At 68.6% G+C, this 18,435-nt stretch carries 17 protein-coding genes; 4 read left to right on the top strand and 13 right to left on the bottom strand.

Annotation, left to right across the window (positions count from 1 at the left end; all coding sequences use genetic code 11):
- Nucleotides 1-41: 41 nt before the first annotated feature.
- The 3 genes from A5760_RS08435 to A5760_RS08425 form a co-directional block, all read right to left on the bottom strand.
- On the bottom strand, nt 42-1,463 hold the full coding sequence (locus A5760_RS08435) for a sugar porter family MFS transporter (RefSeq protein WP_082279392.1): 1,422 nt from the start codon (nt 1,461-1,463) through the stop codon (nt 42-44).
- A gap of 128 nt (nt 1,464-1,591) precedes the next feature.
- Nucleotides 1,592-1,900 (bottom strand): DUF7161 family protein, encoded by a 309-nt coding sequence (locus A5760_RS08430; protein ID WP_155764257.1) that lies wholly within the window; start codon nt 1,898-1,900, stop codon nt 1,592-1,594.
- A 309-nt stretch (nt 1,901-2,209) separates the two neighbouring features.
- Nucleotides 2,210-4,726, bottom strand: coding sequence for an FtsK/SpoIIIE family DNA translocase (locus tag A5760_RS08425; protein ID WP_196772032.1), 2,517 nt, complete (start codon nt 4,724-4,726; stop codon nt 2,210-2,212).
- A gap of 170 nt (nt 4,727-4,896) precedes the next feature.
- Here A5760_RS08425 and A5760_RS08420 point away from each other — a divergent pair, with 170 nt between their 5' ends.
- The 3 genes from A5760_RS08420 to A5760_RS08410 are packed head-to-tail and all read left to right on the top strand — an operon-like array spanning nt 4,897 to nt 6,919.
- A complete protein-coding gene (locus A5760_RS08420) occupies nt 4,897-5,211 on the top strand; it encodes a putative quinol monooxygenase (RefSeq protein WP_064879583.1) in 315 nt (104 codons plus the stop codon).
- Nucleotides 5,211-6,041 (top strand): mycofactocin-coupled SDR family oxidoreductase, encoded by an 831-nt coding sequence (locus A5760_RS08415; RefSeq protein ID WP_064879581.1) that lies wholly within the window; start codon nt 5,211-5,213, stop codon nt 6,039-6,041. The genes A5760_RS08420 and A5760_RS08415 overlap by 1 nt, the downstream gene beginning before the upstream one ends.
- A gap of 5 nt (nt 6,042-6,046) precedes the next feature.
- Nucleotides 6,047-6,919 (top strand): SAM-dependent methyltransferase, encoded by an 873-nt coding sequence (locus tag A5760_RS08410; RefSeq protein WP_082279391.1) that lies wholly within the window; start codon nt 6,047-6,049, stop codon nt 6,917-6,919.
- 61 nt (nt 6,920-6,980) lie between these two features.
- Here the strand turns inward: A5760_RS08410 and A5760_RS08405 are convergent, their stop codons facing one another.
- The 9 genes from A5760_RS08405 to A5760_RS08365 form a co-directional block, all read right to left on the bottom strand.
- On the bottom strand, nt 6,981-8,657 hold the full coding sequence (locus A5760_RS08405) for a ribonuclease J (protein WP_064879577.1): 1,677 nt from the start codon (nt 8,655-8,657) through the stop codon (nt 6,981-6,983).
- A gap of 19 nt (nt 8,658-8,676) precedes the next feature.
- Nucleotides 8,677-9,579: a 4-hydroxy-tetrahydrodipicolinate synthase gene (gene dapA, locus A5760_RS08400; protein WP_064879789.1), complete on the bottom strand. Its 903-nt coding sequence runs from the start codon at nt 9,577-9,579 to the stop codon at nt 8,677-8,679.
- A gap of 72 nt (nt 9,580-9,651) precedes the next feature.
- Nucleotides 9,652-10,404 carry an FAD-dependent thymidylate synthase gene (thyX, locus tag A5760_RS08395; protein WP_064879787.1) on the bottom strand — a complete coding sequence of 251 codons (753 nt, stop codon included), beginning with the start codon at nt 10,402-10,404 and terminating at the stop codon, nt 9,652-9,654.
- A gap of 10 nt (nt 10,405-10,414) precedes the next feature.
- Nucleotides 10,415-11,491, bottom strand: a complete 1,077-nt coding sequence (locus tag A5760_RS08390; protein ID WP_064879575.1) for a restriction endonuclease subunit S — start codon at nt 11,489-11,491, stop codon at nt 10,415-10,417.
- The gene (locus A5760_RS08385; protein ID WP_064879573.1) at nt 11,488-12,888 is read right to left on the bottom strand and encodes a type I restriction-modification system subunit M; all 1,401 of its coding nucleotides are present in this window, start codon (nt 12,886-12,888) and stop codon (nt 11,488-11,490) included. Before A5760_RS08385 ends, A5760_RS08390 begins: the two co-directional genes overlap by 4 nt.
- Nucleotides 12,888-14,108: a winged helix-turn-helix domain-containing protein gene (locus A5760_RS08380; protein ID WP_064879571.1), complete on the bottom strand. Its 1,221-nt coding sequence runs from the start codon at nt 14,106-14,108 to the stop codon at nt 12,888-12,890. The genes A5760_RS08385 and A5760_RS08380 overlap by 1 nt, the downstream gene beginning before the upstream one ends.
- Nucleotides 14,109-14,165: 57 nt before the next feature.
- Nucleotides 14,166-14,900, bottom strand: coding sequence for a hypothetical protein (locus A5760_RS08375; protein ID WP_064879570.1), 735 nt, complete (start codon nt 14,898-14,900; stop codon nt 14,166-14,168).
- A gap of 71 nt (nt 14,901-14,971) precedes the next feature.
- Nucleotides 14,972-15,496, bottom strand: a complete 525-nt coding sequence (locus tag A5760_RS08370; RefSeq protein WP_064879568.1) for a dihydrofolate reductase — start codon at nt 15,494-15,496, stop codon at nt 14,972-14,974.
- 61 nt (nt 15,497-15,557) lie between these two features.
- Entirely contained in the window at nt 15,558-16,358 is an 801-nt protein-coding gene (locus A5760_RS08365; RefSeq protein WP_064879566.1) for a thymidylate synthase, read from the bottom strand.
- Between the two features lie 98 nt (nt 16,359-16,456).
- On the opposite strand from A5760_RS08365, the gene A5760_RS08360 reads away from it, so the two are divergent.
- Entirely contained in the window at nt 16,457-17,206 is a 750-nt protein-coding gene (locus tag A5760_RS08360) for a dienelactone hydrolase family protein (protein WP_064879564.1), read from the top strand.
- Here A5760_RS08360 and A5760_RS08355 read toward each other — a convergent pair.
- Nucleotides 17,195-18,409, bottom strand: a complete 1,215-nt coding sequence (locus A5760_RS08355) for a glycosyltransferase (protein ID WP_064879562.1) — start codon at nt 18,407-18,409, stop codon at nt 17,195-17,197. The two genes, A5760_RS08360 and A5760_RS08355, sit on opposite strands and share 12 nt — an antisense overlap.
- Nucleotides 18,410-18,435 lie beyond the last annotated feature (26 nt).

Raw genomic sequence — 18,435 nt, 5'->3', positions numbered from 1 at the left:
GTGGGCCGTAACCCGAACAACCTGCCGCACCACAGAATTCGTCAGCGAGTGAAGTCTGACGGTCGGAAACTCCCCTCGGACAGCTTGTTTTCGATCTCCTCCAGGCTCTTACCGGTGAGGTCGGGCATGCGGAAGAATACGAAGATCCACGCCGCCACGTTGAACAACGCGTAGAGCCACATCGAGGGCCCGACTCCAATCACATTGATGAGCGACAGCATCGTCAGCGTGATGAGCAGGTTGGTCCCCCACAGTGTCGCAGACTGCAAGGCGGTGGCCGCCGGTCGCACCGCCAGCGGATAGGTCTCCGAGGCGGTCAGCCAGCCCATCAGCTGCAGACCGCCGCCATTGAACAGCATGAAGGCGATCAGGCAGATCATGATGTAGGGAATCACCTCGTGACCGCTGTCGCTGGTGACGAAGAGCAGGCCGAGCACGAACAGGCTCATCGCTGCACCCGGCACCATGATGAGCGTGAGCCGGCGCCGACCGACCCGGTCGATGATGGCCAACCCGACCAGTTGGGCAATCAGGTACGCCGCACCCAAGCCCACCGACGCCTGCAGAGCTACGGACCTGTACACGCCGTCGTTGGTCAATATGGTCGGCGAATAATAGATGATCATCTCGATGCCGCTGAGCTGGGTGAACACCGCGATGCCGCAACCCAGGACCAGGGCCGGGCGCACCCAGGCGTCGCGCAGCCCGCCCCACCCGCGGGTGCTGGCCGTGCGTTCGACGCGCGCAAGTTCGGTCGCTTCGTCCAGCTCGGCGCCCACGTCGTAGCCCTCGGGCCGGACATGCTCCAACACGGCTTGCGCAGCTTTGCGATCATCTTGCTTGACCAGCCAGCGCGGACTCTCCGGGAGGCGCAGCAACAGCCACAGCATGATCGCGGCGGGTACGCACGCGAGTCCGATCGGCCCTCGCCAGGAGATCGAATCGGAGACCCCGACGAGGGTGGCCATGAGGATCCCCACTCCGATGGCGATTTGGAAGCACAGCACCAACCGTCCCCGGTAGGCCGGTGGCGAGAGCTCGGCGACATACATCGGTGCCGTCTGCGTCGCCCCTCCGACCGCGAAGCCCAGGACCAGCCGTCCCAGCGACAGCATCACGGAATCGGGCGCGTCTGCGCACCACAGCGCGCCGACGATGAACACCACCGCCAGCATCAACAGTGTGCCGCGCCGGCCGCGCCGATCGGAAAGCCAGCTGCACGTCAATGCCCCGGCGACGGCGCCGAGCAGGATGCTGGCGGCGATCACCTGCTTCCAGCCCTCGGTGATGTTGAAGTCCTGGGTGAGCTGCAATAGAGCCCAGGAGATGACGCCGGTGTCGTAGCCGTAGAGCATGCCCGAGATCGCCGCGACGAGCGCGATGATGACCACAGCGCCCGTCAGTTGCTTTCCCGCCTCCGCGCCGGCGTCAACTGCGCTCTGCGGCGCTTCCGCGTTTGCCATACCTGCGCCTTCGGCCGGGTCAGTCTCCTTGCACAACCCAGCCATACGAGAGAGCCGACTCGCCACGGTCGGAGCCTCATCGCGGACCCCTAACCACCATTCGCGGTCTGCCGAATCGTCCCCGGCCACTAGCAGAGCTGATCCTCGTTGAGGACGAGCTGCCGGAACCCCACTCGCGCCACCATGTCGGGCTGGCCGAGGGGAGGCAAGCGTAAGTCGCGCATCACGTTCGGAGTGTCGTCGAAGCAGATCACCTGCGTGATGGCTATGAGTGCTTCCTGCGGATGGCCGGCATCACGGGTAGGCAGCTCACCGAGCAGTCGCATGCGCTTGCCGGGTAGGCCGGTCACGTCGTAGCGGAAATGACGAACCGCGGGCTGGTCTGCGGTCCGCCCGGACATCGTCATCGATTCCCCATTCCTGTGCTCGGATTTCATGGTCGCTCACCGTGGTTTTCAGCGCCCGATGTCATAACCGGTATCGCTGCTGCGACGGCGCATATGTGTTTGTCACTGGTGTGATCAAGGCAGGCGCGCCGCGTGTCGCGGGGCGTGCCGTTTGACTACCCTAGCGATCCGGGGAACGGTCGGTCACGAATTTTGGGTAAGCCGAAGGTGGCATAGCCACCAGTTGCATTGTACTAGAACGCTATTCGGTGGGGAAATAATCTCGCGAGTGTGTTGAGCGACACAGCCCAGTTGTAGGCTCCGATCCCCGGCGCCGTCCCAGCTGGCTTGAGATGTTGCCTAGTCCTCGTCCGACTCGCCGGTTTCGCTGCTGCCACCGCGGATCAGCGCCAGCGTTCCCGCCAGTTCGTCGGGCTTGACCAGCACCTCGCGCGCCTTGGAGCCCTCCGACGGCCCGACGATGCCGCGGGTCTCCATCAGGTCCATCAGCCGGCCGGCCTTGGCGAAGCCGACGCGCAGCTTGCGCTGCAGCATCGATGTGGAGCCGAACTGGCTGGACACCACCAGCTCGACGGCCTGCAGGAACACGTCCATGTCGTCGCCGATGTCGGGGTCGACGTCGGTGCGTTCGCCGGTGGGCTTGGCGGCGGTGACGCCGTCGGTGTACTCGGGTTCGGCCTGGTCCTTACAGGCGGTGACGACGGCGTGGATCTCCTCGTCGGTGATGTAGGCGCCCTGCAGCCGGATCGGCTTGCCTGCACCCATCGGCAGGAACAGGCCGTCGCCCATGCCGATCAGCTTTTCGGCGCCGGCCTGATCCAGGATGACGCGGCTGTCGGTCAGCGACGACGTGGCGAACGCCAGCCGGGACGGCACGTTGGTCTTGATCAGACCGGTGACCACGTCCACCGACGGGCGCTGGGTGGCCAGCACCAGGTGAATGCCTGCGGCGCGGGCCTTTTGGGTGATCCGCACGATGGCGTCCTCGACATCGCGCGGCGCCGTCATCATCAGGTCGGCCAGCTCGTCGACGATCGCCACCACGTACGGGTACGGCCGGTACTCGCGCTGGCTGCCCAGCGGCGCGGTGATCGCACCGGAGCGGACCTTCTCGTTGAAGTCGTCGATGTGCCGCACCCGGGACGCCTGCATGTCCTGGTAGCGCTGCTCCATCTCCTCGACCAGCCACGCTAGCGCGGCCGCCGCCTTCTTGGGCTGGGTGATGATCGGGGTGATCAGATGCGGAATGCCTTCGTACGGCGTGAGTTCCACCATCTTCGGGTCGATCAGGATCATCCTGACCTCTTCCGGAGTGGCGCGCGCCAGCAGCGATACCAGCATCGAGTTGACGAAGCTGGACTTACCGGAACCGGTCGAGCCGGCCACCAGCAGGTGCGGCATCTTGGCCAGGTTCGCCGAGATGAAATCGCCCTCGATGTCCTTGCCGAGCCCGATGATCAGCGGGTGGTGATCGCGCCGCGTCGACGGCGCGGTGAGCACGTCGGCCAACCGGACCATTTCCCGGTCGGTGTTGGGCACCTCGATGCCCACCGCCGACTTGCCGGGGATCGGGGCCAGCATGCGCACGCTCTCGGTGGCCACCGCGTACGCGATGTTCTTCTGCAGCGCGGTGATCTTCTCGACCTTGACGCCCGGCCCCAGCTCGACCTCGTAGCGGGTGACGGTCGGCCCGCGGGTGCAGCCGGTGACGGCGGCGTCCACCTTGAACTGGGTCAGCACCTCGGTGATGGCGTCGGCCATGACGTTGTTGGCGGCGCTGCGCTTCTTGGGCGGGTCCCCCGCGACCAGCAGGCTCAGCGACGGCAACGTGTAGGGGCCCTCGACGACCCGGTCCAGCTCGACGGTGTCGTGCTTGTCCGCCGACCGTCCGCGTTTGCGGCCCCGCAAGCCCTGCTGGGCGGGCTGGACGGCGGGCTCGGGCACGGTGGGTATGTCGTCCTGCAGCGCGGCCTGGGCATCGTCGTCCGGCGACCACGCCGACGGCGCCTCGTCCGGCACGGAGGACGCGTCGTCGTGGTAGTTGGCGGGCTCCGCCTCGGCGTCGTCGTCGAACTCGTCGGCATAGTCGTAGGGCTCGTCGTCGTAGTCCTCGTCGACGAACCGGGTGTGGAACAGGTTGCGCATCACCACGGGCACCTCGCGGATGGTGGTGCCGGTCAGCAGCAACAGGCCGAACATGAAGCCGATGAACAACAACGGCGCGGCGATCCAGGGCGTGAGCCCGTCCGAGAGCGGCCCGCCGATGGCGAAGCCGATGAAACCGGCCGCGCGGCGGCGCGCCTCGGGGTCGCCCGGCGAACCGGACCACAGGTGGCGCAGGCCGAGAACCGACAGCGTGATCAGGCTGGCGCCCAGGATCAGCCGGGGGCGCACATCCGGGTTGGGCTCGGTGCGCATCAGGGTCACCGCCACCGCGGCGGTGGCCACCGGCAGCGCCAGCACACCCGCGCCGATGAAGGTCCGCAGCAGCGTGTCGACCCACGTGCCGACCGGTCCGGCGGCGTGGAACCACGAGCTCGCGGCGACCACCACGGAAAAGCCCAGCAACAGCAGCGCGATGCCGTCGCGGCGGTGCCCGGGGTCGATGTCGTGGGCCCGCCCGATCGACCGGGCCGCGGTGCCGGTCCCCCGGGCGGCCATCAGCCAGACGGCGCGCGCGGCGCGGCCGCAGGTCAGCCCGGCGCCGACCAGCGGCGCGTGATTACGCCGCCTGGCGGGTTTGCCGACCTTCTTGCGGGGCGCCGCCCGGCGCGCCCCCCTGGACCCGCTGACGCGCGAAGTGGCCTTTGACCTGCTCGTTCGGCTTCCGGAGCGGGCGGCGGTCTTACTGGGCATGACGGCAAGGGTAGTCGCAACGACATCATCTACACCACCCGCCACACTGGTAACGGTTCGGCTTGTCGGGCATAGGGCCAATCGGCCGCCAAATCGCGTGAGTAGGGTGACATTCGGTTGAGAGAAGTCGTGCTCGTCACCCACCCCCACCGCGCCCCAGGAGGCCAGCAATGCCCGTTGTCGTCGTCGCCACCATGACCGTCAAACCGGAGTCGGTCGACACCGTTCGCGACATCCTCACGCGGGCGGTCGAAGAAGTGCACGACGAGCCGGGCTGCCAGATCTACTCGCTGCACCAGTCGGGCGAGACGTTCGTCTTCGTCGAGCAGTGGGCCGACGCCGAGGCGCTCAAGGCGCACAGCACCGCACCGGCGGTCACCAAGATGTTCACCGCGGCCGGCGAGCACCTGGACGGGGCCCCCGACATCAAGATGCTGCAGCCGGTCCCGGCGGGCGACCCGGCCAAAGGACAGTTGCGGCCGTGATGACCCGCTCGTCGCAAGGGCCCCTGAAGGGCAAGGTCGCCTTCATCACCGGCGCGGCGCGCGGTCAGGGCCGCGCGCACGCGGTGCGGCTGGCCGCCGACGGCGCGGACATCATCGCCGTCGACCTGTGCGACCAGATCGCCAGCGTCCCCTACTCGCTGGCCACGCCCGACGACCTGGCCGCCACCGTGAAGCTGGTGGAAGACACGGGCGCCCGTATCGTGGCCCGACAGGGCGACGTCCGCGACCGCGACTCGCTGTCGGCGGCGCTGCAGGCGGGCCTGGACGAGTTCGGCCGGCTGGACATCGTGGTGGCCAACGCCGGGATCGCCCCCATGCAATCGGGTGACGACGGCTGGCATGACGTCATCGACGTCAACCTGACCGGCGTCTACCACACCATCAAGGTCGCGATACCCACGATGGTCAAGCAGGGCACCGGCGGGTCGATCGTGCTGATCAGTTCGAGCGCGGGGCTGGCCGGGGTCGGCAGCCCGGACGCCGGTTCCGTCGGCTACGCCGCCGCCAAGCACGGGGTGGTCGGGCTGATGCGGGTCTACGCCAATCTGCTTGCCGGACAGATGATCCGGGTCAACTCGATCCATCCGTCCGGCGTCGAGACGCCGATGATCAACAACGAGTTCACCCGCGAGTGGCTGGCCAAGATGGCCGCCGCGACGGACACGCCGGGAGCCATGGGCAACGCCATGCCGGTCGAGGTGCTGGATGTCGAGGACATCGCCAACGCGGTCGCGTGGCTGGTGTCCGACCAGGCGCGCTACATCACCGGTGTGACGTTGCCGGTCGACGCGGGATTCCTGAACAAGTAGTCGTCATGGCACGAAATCCGGTTGCGCAGACTGCATTTGGCCCGATGGTGCTGGCCGCCGTCGAGCAGAACGAGCCGCCCGGACGCCGCCTGGTCGACGACGACTTCGCCGAGCTCTTCCTACCCGTCCCGCTGCGGTGGCTCGTCGGGGCGACCCGGTTCGCGCCGGTTCGCCGGCTGATGATCCGCGGCTCGGAGTTCACCGGTCCGGGATTGTGGGCGAATCTGGCCTGCCGCAAGCGCTTTATCGCTGACAAGCTCAAGGAGTCGCTGGACGACATCAACGCCGTCGTCATCCTCGGGGCGGGGCTGGACACCCGCGCCTACCTTTTGACGCGGCGGGTGCGCATCCCGGTGTTCGAGGTCGATCTGCCGGTGAACGTCGCCAGAAAGTTCAAGACGGTGCGTCGGGTGCTCGGCGAGCTGCCGCTATCGGTTCGGTTGGTGGCGTTGAACCTCGAGCATGACGACCTGCTCACCTCGCTCGCCGAGCACGGTTATCGCACCGACTACCGGGTGTTCTTCATCTGCGAAGGCGTCACCCAGTACCTCACCGAGGCGACGGTGCGGCGCACGCTGGACGGGCTGCGCGCGACCGCACCCGGCAGCCGTTTGGTATTCACCTATGTCCGTAGGGATTTCATCGACGGCACCAACCGGTATGGCACCCGCACGCTGTACCGCACCGTGCGCCAGCGGCGGCAGCTGTGGCATTTCGGCCTTCAGCCCGACGAGGTCGCGACGTTCCTGGGCGAGTACGGCTGGCGGCTGGTGGAGCAGGCCGGGCCCGACGAGCTCATCCAGCGCTATGTCGAGCCCACCGGCCGCAAACTCAAAGCGTCGCAACTGGAGTGGTCGGCCTACGCCGAGAAGATCTAGCGGGTCAGGCGCCGATGGTGGCGACCCGCTCCGCCCGGCTACGCCGCGCTCGCGATCGCCACTAGACCTCGATGACGGTCGGCACGATCATCGGCTGCCGGCGGTAGGTTTCGCCCACCCACTTGCCGATGGTGCGCCGCACGCCCTGGGCTATGCGGCCCGGATCGGTGATGTTCTCGGCCGCCAGCGCTTCCAGTTCGGCCTCGACCCTGCGCACGGCGGGTTCGAGCGCCTTGGGATCTTCGGAGAATCCGCGGGAATGCAGCTGCGGTGGGGCGACCGGACGCCCGGTGCCGCGCGCGAGCACCACGGTCACCGCCACGAAACCCGACGACAGGATGAGGCGCTCGCCCAGGGTGATGTCGCCGACGTCGCCGTTGATCAGGCCGTCGACGAACATCTTGCCGACCGGCACCGCGCCGGCGATGGAGGCCTTCCCCGCGACCAGGTCGACGCTCACCCCGTTCTCGGCCAGCAGGATCGACTCCTCCGGCACGCCGGTGCGGGCCGCCAGCTTGGCGTTGGCGCGCAGCATGCGCCACGTGCCGTGCACGGGCATGACATGGCGCGGCCGAATCCCGTTGTACAGGAACAACAATTCCCCGGCGTAGGCGTGGCCCGAAACATGCACCCGCGCCTGGGCGTTGGTGACGACGCGGGCACCGATCTTGGCCAGCTCGTCGATCACGCCGTAGACCGCTTCCTCGTTGCCGGGGATCAGCGACGACGCCAACACCACCAGGTCACCCGCGGTCAGCGTGATGCTGCGGTGCTCGCCGCGCGACATCCGCGACAGCGCCGACATCGGTTCGCCCTGGGTGCCGGTGGTGATCAGCACCACCCGGTCGGCCGGCATCATCTCGGCGGCGCCGATGTCGATCACGTCCGAGTCGGCCACCCGCAGGAAGCCGAGTTCGCGGGCAATGCCCATGTTGCGCACCATGGATCGGCCGACGAACGATACCCGCCGGCCCAAAGCGACTGCGGCATCGATGATTTGCTGAACCCGGTCCACGTTGGAGGCGAAGCACGCCACGATGACGCGGCCGTCGGCGCCGCGGATCAGGCGGTGCAGCGTCGGGCCCACTTCGCTTTCCGAGGGCCCGACGCCGGGGTGCTCGGAATTCGTTGAGTCGCACAGGAACAGGTCCACCCCGGCGTCGCCGAGCCGGGACATGCCGGGCAGGTCGGTCGGCCGGCCGTCCAGCGGAAGCTGGTCGAGCTTGATGTCGCCGGTGTGCAGGATGGTTCCCGCGCCGGTGTGCACGGCGATCGCCAGCGCGTCGGGGATGGAGTGGTTGACGGCGAAGTACTGGCATTCGAACACGCCGTGGGTGCTCTTGTGGCCCTCGGCCACCTCGACGAACACCGGCTTGAGGCGGTGTTCGCGGCACTTCGCGGCGACCAGCGCGAGGGTGAACTTCGAACCGACCACCGGGATGTCGGGACGCAGCTTGAGCAGAAACGGGATGCCGCCGATATGGTCCTCGTGCGCGTGGGTGAGCACCAGCGCCTCGATGTCGTCGAGCCGGTCCTCGATGTGGCGCAGATCCGGCAGGATCAGATCGACGCCGGGCTCGTCGTGGGTGGGGAACATCACGCCGCAGTCGATGATCAAAAGGCGGCCCAGGTGCTCGAAAACCGTCATGTTGCGGCCGATTTCGCTGATGCCGCCGAGAGCAGTGACCCGCAACCCTCCCGCGGCCAAGGGGCCTGGCGGGGCGAGGTCTACATCCACTTCTCGGAAACTCCTCGAGTCACCGCAGCACCGAGGCCGCGCGCATATCGGCGGCCAGCGCGTCGAGTTGTTCGGGCGTCGCGGGCATTTGCGGCAACCGCGGATCGCCGACGTCGATGCCCTGCAGGCGCAGGCCCGCCTTGGACATCGTCACGCCGCCCAGGCGGGCCATCGCGTCGCACAGCGGGGCGACAGCGGCGTTGATCTTGCGGGCGGTGGCGATGTCTCCGGAGCTGAAGGCGGACAACATTTCCCGCAGCTGCCCCGCCGCGACGTGAGAAATCACGCTGATGAATCCGGTGGCGCCCATGGCCAGCCACGGCAGGTTCAGCGCATCGTCGCCGGAGTAGTAGGCCAGGCCGGTCTCGGCGATGATCTGGCCACCGCTGTGCAGGTCGGCCTTCGCGTCTTTGATCCCGACGATGTTCGGGTGGGCGGCCAGCGCGCGGATGGTCTCGGACTGGATCGGTATCACCGAACGCGGCGGGATGTCGTAGAGCAGCACCGGCAACTCGGTCGCGTCGGCGACGGTGGTGAAGTGGGCGATCAGCCCGCTCTGCGGCGGCTTCGAGTAGTACGGGGTGACCACCAGCAGCCCGTGGGCGCCCTCGGCGGCGCAGGCCTTCGCCAGCCGGACGCTGTGGGCCGTGTCATAGGTGCCCGCGCCGGCGATGACGCGGGCTCGGTCGCCGACGGCCTCCAGCACGACGCGCAGCAGCTCTCGCTTCTCGTCGTCCGTGGTGGTCGGGGACTCACCCGTGGTTCCGGAGATCACCAGCCCGTCGCAGCCCGCATCGATCAGGTGATTGGCCAGCTGAGCGGCCGCGGCGGTGTCAACGGAGCCGTCGGGGGAAAACGGTGTGACCATCGCGGTCAGCAAGGTTCCCAACCGCGCTGGGGCGTCGAATCCGACCGTGCTCACGGTGTTCAGGTTACCTGGCGCCAGCAAGGTATTTAGCACCCACGTGGACGCGCGCCGTCGCGAGTCGACGCGTCAGGCCTCGGTCGCCAGTGGGCTGGTCGCGACCTCCGTGCCGTCGGCCAGGGTGGAGATCTCGAAGTCGGCGAACACCGCGGGTGCCACACCCGCCAGCTGGCGCAGGCACTCGATGGCGAGCCGCCGGATTTCCACGTCGGCGTGCTCACTGGCACGCATGGCGATGAAGTGGCGCCACGCCCGGTAATTGCCGGTCACGACGATGCGGGTTTCGGTCGCGTTGGGGAGCACGGCGCGGGCGGCCTGGCGGGCCTGCTTGCGCCGCAGCACCGCATTGGGTTGGTCGGCGAATTTCGCTTCGAGTTTCGCCAGCAATTCGGTGTAGGTGGCGCGGCTGGCGTCGGCGGCCCCGGCCAGGATCCGCTGCAGCTCCGGATCGTCTTCCATGCCCGGCGGCACGACGACGTGCGAGTCCTTCTCGGGGACGTAGCGCTGGGACAGCTGCGAATAGGAGAAGTGCCGGTGCCGGATCAGCTCGTGGGTGCACGACCGCGAGATGCCGGTGACATAGAACGACACGCTCGCGTGTTCGAGCACCGAAAAGTGGCCGACGTCGATGATGTGCTTGATGTACCCGGCGTTGGTCGCGGTTTTGGGGTTGGGTTTCGACCAGCTTTGATAGCAGGCCCGGCCGGCGAACTCGACCAGCGCCGGGCCGCCGTCGGCGTCGGTGCTCCACGGCACGTCCGGGGGCGCCAAGAAGTCGGTCTTGGCGATCAGTTGCACGCGCAGCGGCGCGATCTCGGCCACGGCGCTCACCTTAAAGCGTGCCGGGCGCATCGGCGTGTCTGACCCGCACCTTGCCGCAGATCAGCGACGGCAGCAGCGCGTCACGCAGGCCCGCCAACTGCGCGCTTTCGGTGCGGCGTGCGTGGCACAGCGCACCCAGCCCGGTAAGCGTCCGCAACGCCTCGGGGCTCAACCGGCGCACGTCTGGGACCGACACGTCCAGCAGGTCGCCGGGCTGAATTCGCTGATGGCTGCCCGATGTTCCCGCGGCCCGCCGCTGCAGTCGTTGTGAGACGTCGGGTTGCCGCAGCGCCGACCACAGCGCGGAGGAATCGATGCCGACCGGCAGCAGCACGACGAACTCCGTGCTGGCCACCGCCATGTCCGACGGCAGACCCACCACGTTCCAGATCCGCGGGATCCGCGGGTTCAGCTTGGCGAACAGGACGCACGGCTGGGTCAGCAGCAGCTTGGCGCTGCGCACCTGCGCCGCGCCGACCACGCGGGGTATCGCCCCGTCGTCGAACGCCGGGAGGCTGAAGTGGGCGATGCGAGCGTCGAACTCGCTGACGTTGCGGGTCGCCGGCGACCGGGTGGCCAGGCTCGACAGCCGCACCCGATCCGGCGCCGATTCGGCGACGGCGATCATCAGGCGTTCCGCCGTCTCGATCACCCGGTCGTTGGCCGCGATTTTGTCGTCGAAAGCGCCCAGCAGCTCGGCGATCCGCCGACGTTCGCGCGCGGCGACCGTCCACACCGGAACGTCGTTCAGGATTCTCTGGTTGAGCAGGGGCTGCCCCGATCCGGATCGGTGATCGGCCAGCCGGCAGGTCTGCAGGGCGTAATACCAATACCGGGTCTCCTGCGGGTCTTTGGCGCGGCACACCAGCGCGTTCTCGGTGACCCAGACGTCGGAGTCGCAGTAGCGCAGGCTGCCGCAGTACGACCCGACGCGGCCGAGCACGATCAAGGGCCCGGTGGCGTTGTGCCCGGCGGCGTAACCGATCGCGCCGTTGGCGCCGTAGACGGGGACGCGCCCGTTGCAGTCTCGCGGCGGGGCGCTGCTTCCGGTGCTGAATTCGAGGTGCTCACCCAGGACGGTCTTCACCGCAACCGCTTCACCTGTTGGCGCACCACGGTTTCCGCGCGGGCCGAGTCGTCCAGCGCGGCCAGCAGGTCGTCGGTCAACCGCGCGATCTTGTCGTCGACGGGTTCGCCGTCGTCCGGTGTGATGGGTGCGTCCACATAGCGTCCCGGCGTGAGCGGGTAGCCCGCGGCTCTGATGGCGTCCACCGGCACGGACTGGCAGAACCCCGGAACATCTTGATAGGAAAGGCCTTTGGCGCGGGCGGAGGCCGCGCCCGACCACGCGCGGTAGGTGTCAGCGATCCGGGCGATCTCCTCGCGGGTCAGGGCACGCTCGGCCCGATCCACCAGGTAGCCCAGGCCGCGCGCATCGATGAACAGCACCTGCCCCGACCGGTGCGCCTTGCCCATGGCGAAAAACCACAGGCACACCGGTATTCCGGTGCTTCGGAACAGCTGCGCGGGCAGCGCGACCATGCACGACACCAGGTCCGCATCGATGATCCGGGCCCGGATGTCGCCCTCGCCCATCGCGTTCGACGACATCGAGCCGTTGACCATCACCACGCCGGCCCTGCCGCCCGGGGCCAGCTTGGACAGAATGTGCTGAATCCAGGCGTAATTCGCGTTGGTCGCGGGCGGAACGCCGAAGCGCCAGCGCGGGTCGTCTTCGTCGCGGGCCCAATCCTTGATGTTGAAGGGCGGATTGGCCAGCACGTAGTTCATCTGCACGCCTGCGTGCAGATCGGTGGCGAGCGTGTCGGCGCACCGCGCGCCCAGGCCCGAGTTGTCGATGCCGTGCACGGCGAGGTTCATCTTCGCCATCCGCCAGGTCTGCTCGACGCTTTCCTGCCCGTAGACGGTGACTTTCGCCGGATCGCCGTCGCGTTCGGCGATGAAGTGTTCGGTCTGCACGAACATCCCGCCCGAGCCGCAGCACGGGTCATACACGCGCCCGCCGGTCGGTTCGAGCACCTCGACGAGCAGCCGCACGACGCTGGGTGGGGTGAAGAATTCGCCACCTCGGCGCCCTTCCGCGCGGGCGAAATTGCCCAGGAAATACTCGTATACCTCGCCCATCAGGTCCCCGGCCCGGTCGTCGCCGATTCGTGCGCCGTCGAGCACCGTCACCAGCTCGGCGAGGCGACGCGGGTCGAGGTTTTCGTAGAGCCGGGGCAGCGTCCCGGCCAGCGCCGGGTTCGCCGTCATCACGGCGTCCATCGCGTCGTCGGCCAGGCGGCCGATGTCATCGGATGTGACGTTGTTCGCCAACGTGTTCCAGTGCGATTCGGAGACATGCTTGAGGAACACCAACCCCAGAATCACGTCCTTGTATTCACCGGCCGACAGCGACCCGCGCAGCTTCTCGGCCGCCTTCCACAGTGTGGCTTTGAGCTCCTTGGACGTCGACGCCGGCATCAGCTGACCCGCTTGGCCGCCGCGCGCAACTCGCCGGACAGATCGCCGCGCCCGGCGACGCTGAATCCGCCCAGACCCAGCCAGGACGCCATGGACTCGAGTTCACCGGCCAGCGCCGCGGCAACGCGGGCCTTGGGCGCGTCGGGCTCGCCGAACGCGCCGAGGACCCGCAGCGAGTCGGCGGCGCGGTCGGCCTTGAGGTCGACCCGCGCCACCAGCTGCCCGTCCATCAGCAGCGGCCACACGTAGTAGCCGTACTGCCGCTTGGCGGCGGGGGTGTAAATCTCTATGCGGTAATGGAATTCGAATAATCGCTCGACGCGCGGGCGGAAGAAGATAAGCGGGTCGAACGGGCACAGCAGCGCGGTACCGCGGTCGGCGCGGGGCACGGTGCGCCCCGCCCGCAGGTAGGCGGGCGCCGCCCACCCGTCGACGTCGACCGGCTCGATGTCACCGGTGGCCACCAATGCGGCGATCGCCGGCTTGACCTGCTGGGCCGACAGCCGAAAGTAGTCGCGGATGTCGGCCTCGGTGCCCACGCCCAGCGCGGTGGCGGCCCGCAGCGTGAGTTCGCGCATCGCCTCGTCGTCGTCGACCTCGCGGGCCAGCACGGCGGCCGGCAGCACCCGCTCCACCAGGTCGTAGTGGCGAGCGAAGCCCACCCGGGTGGCCGTGGTGAGCACTCCGGCGGAAAACAGCGCCTCGGCCACCCACTTCGTGTCGCTGCGGGTCCACCAGGTGCCCTTCTTCCTGCGCGGCTCGGCGGCCAGATGCGCTTCGATCTGCCCCGCCGTGCTGGGGCCGAGCTCGGCGATGGCGGCGACGATCTCGTCGGCCAGCCGCGGGTTGGCCTTGACGATGTGGGTGCCCCACCGGCCATGCCGGTACTGGCGCATCCGCCAACGCAACAACGGCCAGTCCTCGACGGCCATCAGCGCGGCCTCGTGCGCCCAGTACTCCGCCAGCAGCCGCGACGACCGCGGGCCCCAGGCGGCGCGGTCGAGCACGTCCCGGTCGTAGGGACCGAGCCGGCTGAACACCGGGGCATAGTGCGCGCGCACCGCCACCGAGACCGAATCCAGTTGCAGCACTTGGATTCTGGAGATCAGCCGCTTCAGGTGCGCGCGCGTGACCCCGCCACCGGCGCGGGGCTCGCTAAATCCTTGGGCCGCAACGGCTATCCGCCGGGCTTGGGCGGCCGACAGCCTGCGGGTTGGCACGGCGCTGAGAATACCTCTTGGGTGCGACAACCCTTTGGCGGCCGGGCCGGCGTGGGCTCAGCCCGCGGCAACCTTGCGGTCCAGCGGTTTCAACACGCGCTCGTCATCCGAGTCGTTTTGTTCCTCGTAGGCCGCCTCGAGGGCCTTCGGAACCTCATCGAGGTCGCGGTACACGCCCATCAACTGCTCGAGGATCTTGATGCGCTGGGCCGTCGCCTCGTCCACCGCGCGCCGGGCCTTCTCCCGGTAGTGATCGGCGCCCTTTTTCGCGTCGCCGAGGAGCTGCTCGCACTCCCGCTCGGCGTCCTGGCGCGCCTTCTCGATCGCCGATTGCGTTTCGGCGCGCATCTCGGCCAGTTCGGCGTCCAGCTTTTCCTTGGTCTCCTCGTACTCGGCTTCCAGGGCCTTCTGCTGCGCGGCCATGTCGGCGAGCACCTCGTCGCGCTTTCGCTCCGCGGCTTCGGCCTCGGCCTCGGCCGCGGCGATCAACGCATCGGCTTCGGCCCGCACCTCGGCCTGCATCTCGGCCACCTCGTCGACCGCGCGGCTCAGCATTTTCGACATCCGCTGCTGCACCGCGTGCGGCGCCGGCGAGGTGTCCGTGAGCACGGCCACCTCCTTGCGCAGCGCGGCCGTCTGATCGCCGGATTCCTGCAGCCGGGCCCGGAGGCTCTCGACGTCGTCAAGCAGCAGCTGCTGCTTGGTGGTCAGCATCTCGATGTGGGCATCAACCGCGGCCGCGTCGTAGCCCATGAATTTTCGAGAGAACGTCTTCACGGGTTCGGTTTTCACTGCCAATTCCCCCTTCTCTCCAAACACCTGGTTGACGCTGTGCGACCCGCCCCGAGTCCGAGTATGTCAGGTCAGGCCGTGGGCGCGAACGGGTGAGCGGACGGCCGACGGTAGCTGTAGAAGCGGTACCGCAGCCCTGAGCGGCTGGCCAGCCACTCCCCCGTTTCACCCACCCAAGTGTCGTCCAGCGTCGGCGCCAGCGCATCGTCGTCGTCGCGTCGCAAATCGATTTCGATCTCGGTGACCTCGCAGCGGGTGGCGTACGGCAGCGCCAGCAAATAAATCTGCTCGCCGCCGATGACCCACGTCTCGGGGCCACCCGCGCCGTGGGCGAGCGCCTCCTCCATGGTCCCGGCCACCTGCGCCCCGTCGGCGACGAAGCCGGGGTCGCGGGACAGGACGACATTGCGCCGGCCCGGCAGAGGGCGCACCTTCGCCGGTAACGAGTCCCACGTCCGCCGGCCCATGATCACCGGGTGTCCGATGGTCACCTCTTTGAATCGGGAAAGATCTTCCGGCACGTTCCAGGGGATGTCGCCACCACGCCCGATGACGCCGGAGGTCGACTGAGCCCACACCAGGCCCACCTCGGTCATATGCGCTACTCCTTGATCCCGGCTTGCAAGCCGCCCGAGCCGGCATCGTGGCCGGCGCGCTTCATACAGCGACTGGGGCCTTGATCGCCGGATGTGGGTCGTAGTTCTTTACGACGACGTCGTCGTAGGTGTAATCGAAGATCGAATCCCGTTCGCCGAGAACGAGTTCCGGGTACGGCCGGGGATCGCGGCTCAGCTGCAGCCGCACCTGCTCGACGTGGTTGTCGTAGATGTGGCAGTCCCCGCCCGTCCACACGAACTCGCCGACCGCGAGGCCGGCCTGGGCGGCCATCATGTGTGTCAGCAGCGCATAGCTGGCGATGTTGAACGGCACACCCAGAAACAGGTCGGCGCTGCGCTGATAGAGCTGGCAGCTCAGCCTCCCGTCGGCCACGTAGAACTGGAAGAACGCGTGACACGGCGGCAGCGCCATCTGCGGGATTTCGCCGACGTTCCAGGCCGACACGATGATGCGCCGCGAGTCGGGGTCGGTGCGCAGCATGTCGAGGGCCGCGCTGATCTGATCGACGTGCTCGCCCGATGGCGTCGGCCAAGACCGCCACTGCACACCGTAGATCGGCCCGAGATCGCCTGTGCTGCTTGCCCATTCGTCCCAGATGGTGACGCCGTGCTCATGCAGCCAGGCGACGTTGGAGTCGCCGCGCAGGAACCACAGCAATTCGTAGACCACCGACTTGAGGTGCACCTTCTTGGTGGTGAGCAGCGGGAAGCCGGCCGCCAGGTCATAGCGCAGCTGCTGACCGAACAGGCTGCGGGTCCCGGTGCCGGTGCGGTCGGATTTGGCCGTTCCCTGATCGAGCACCAGGCGGAGCAAGTCCTCGTAGGGGGTCGGGATCGGCACGCCGCCAGCTTAGCGGCGATCGCAAGCGCGGCGTGGCCGGGCGCGGCGGGTCGGCGCCGATGAATTTGGGTCTATGCCCGCGGAGTAGAACGAATGCCATGCCGAACATCATCGACGTCGTCACCACTCCCGATGGCACCTGCACGGTGCACCTGTTCACCCCCGACGGCCCGGAATCCCAAGTCCCGTGGCCCGGTGTGGTCATGTACCCCGACGCCGGCGGCGTGCGCGACACGTTCCAGCAGATGGCCGCCAAGTTGGCCGGCTTCGGCTACACCGTGCTGCTGCCCGACGTCTACTACCGCACCGCGGACTGGGCGCCGTTCGACATGGCGACCGTGTTCAGCGACAAGAAGGAGCGCGGGCGCCTGTTCTCGATGATCGGCAGCGTGACCCCCGACCGGATGGCCGCCGACGCCGGCGCGTTCTTCGACTACCTGGCCGCCCGCCCGGAGGTGGTCGGCGAGCGGTTCGGGGTGTGCGGTTACTGCATGGGCGGCCGGACGTCGCTGATGGTGGCCGGACGGGTGCCCGACCGGGTGGCGGCGGCGGCATCCTTCCACGGCGGCGGCCTGGTGACCGACACCGAGGACAGCCCACACCTGCTGGCCGACCGGATGAGCGCCAAGGTGTACGTGGGCGGCGCCGAGAACGACGCGTCGTTCACCGCCGGTCACGCCGAGCAGCTCGACAAGGCGCTGACGGCGGCCGGTGTCGAGCACACCATCGAGTGGTACTCGGCCGGGCACGGATTCGCGGTTCCGGACAATGCGCCGTACGACGCCGCCGCGGCCGAGCGGCATTGGGACGCGATGACGGAGCTGTTCGCGTCGGCGCTACCGCGTTAGCGCGGTCATCAGCAGCGTCGCGGCCACCGCGGTGCCGTCGGTGCGGATCGTGGGGGCCACGGATCTCGCCCGGGCGCGGGTCTGGTCGGTCAGAACCGCCTCGAGCGCGATCGACAGCGACTCGCTGGTCGGGGCGGGGCCGTCATGGGCGGCGCCGATGCCCAGGTCGCGCACCCGGGTCGCCCAGTAGGGCTGGTCGGCCCCCTGGGGCACCACCACCTGCGGCGCGCCGGCCCGGGCGGCCGTCGTCGTGGTGCCCGCCCCGCCGTGGTGCACGACGGCGGCGACCCGCCCGAACAGCGCCTGGTGGTTGACCTCGCCGACGGCCAGGCAGTCGTCCCGGTCGTCGATCGGGGCCAGGTCGGCCCAGCCACGCGAGACCACGGCCCGGCGGCCCTGCGCGCGGATCGCCTCGATGGCCGTCCGTGCGATGTCGTGCGAGGCGCGCATCGGCATGCTGCCGAAGCCCACATAGACCGGCGGTGCGCCCGCGTCGAGGAATTCGACCAACTCGGCCGGCAGCGGGCGTTCGTCGCGCAGCAGCCAGGCGCCGGTTTGCACCACGTCGAGGTCGGCAGGCCGCCATGGATCCAGGATCGGATCGGTCGCCAGCCACGGGCGGTCGGTCAGCGCGTAGTCGCGCAGGTTGTCGAGCGGCGGCAGTCCGATCGCCGCCCGGTGACCGTTGAGCGTCGCGCCGAACGGCTCCTGCATATGCCGGCCGTCGAGTTGCCACAGCAGCCGGTTGTCGACCGTGCCGGGCGGGAACGGCCCGTTGGCGTAGGTCGGCGGCGGGTGGTGCGGCGACGGCAGGATGGTGGGCTGGTAACTGACGTAGACGTAGCGGATCCCCAGGCTTTCGGCCACCGATCGGGCGGCCGCGGCGGCCGGCGGGAAGCCGGCCACCACCAGCGCATCGGAGCCCTCGGCCGCGGCGGCCACGGCGTCGAATTGCATGGCGATCAGCCCGTCCAGGTGCCGGCGCAGGTCCGCCTCCGACGGCACCGCCCCGGTCTTCATCGCCCGCAGTGAGTCACCGAACGGCAGCAGCGGCACATCGACACGCGCCAGCAGCTCAACGAATTCGGCGTCCGGCGGCGCGCTCACCCGCGCGTCGACGCCAAGCGCGCGCAGGTGCACCGCGAGCGCGGCGAACGGCTCGACGCCCCCGCGCGAGTCGTACGCCGACAGCAACACCCGCATTCGCGCCACTCCCACCTGCTTGGTCG

Origin of the sequence: Mycobacterium colombiense, from assembly GCF_001665835.1 — a bacterium.
GTDB lineage: Bacteria > Actinomycetota > Actinomycetes > Mycobacteriales > Mycobacteriaceae > Mycobacterium > Mycobacterium colombiense_A.
This window is presented reverse-complemented; position numbering and strand designations above follow the sequence as displayed.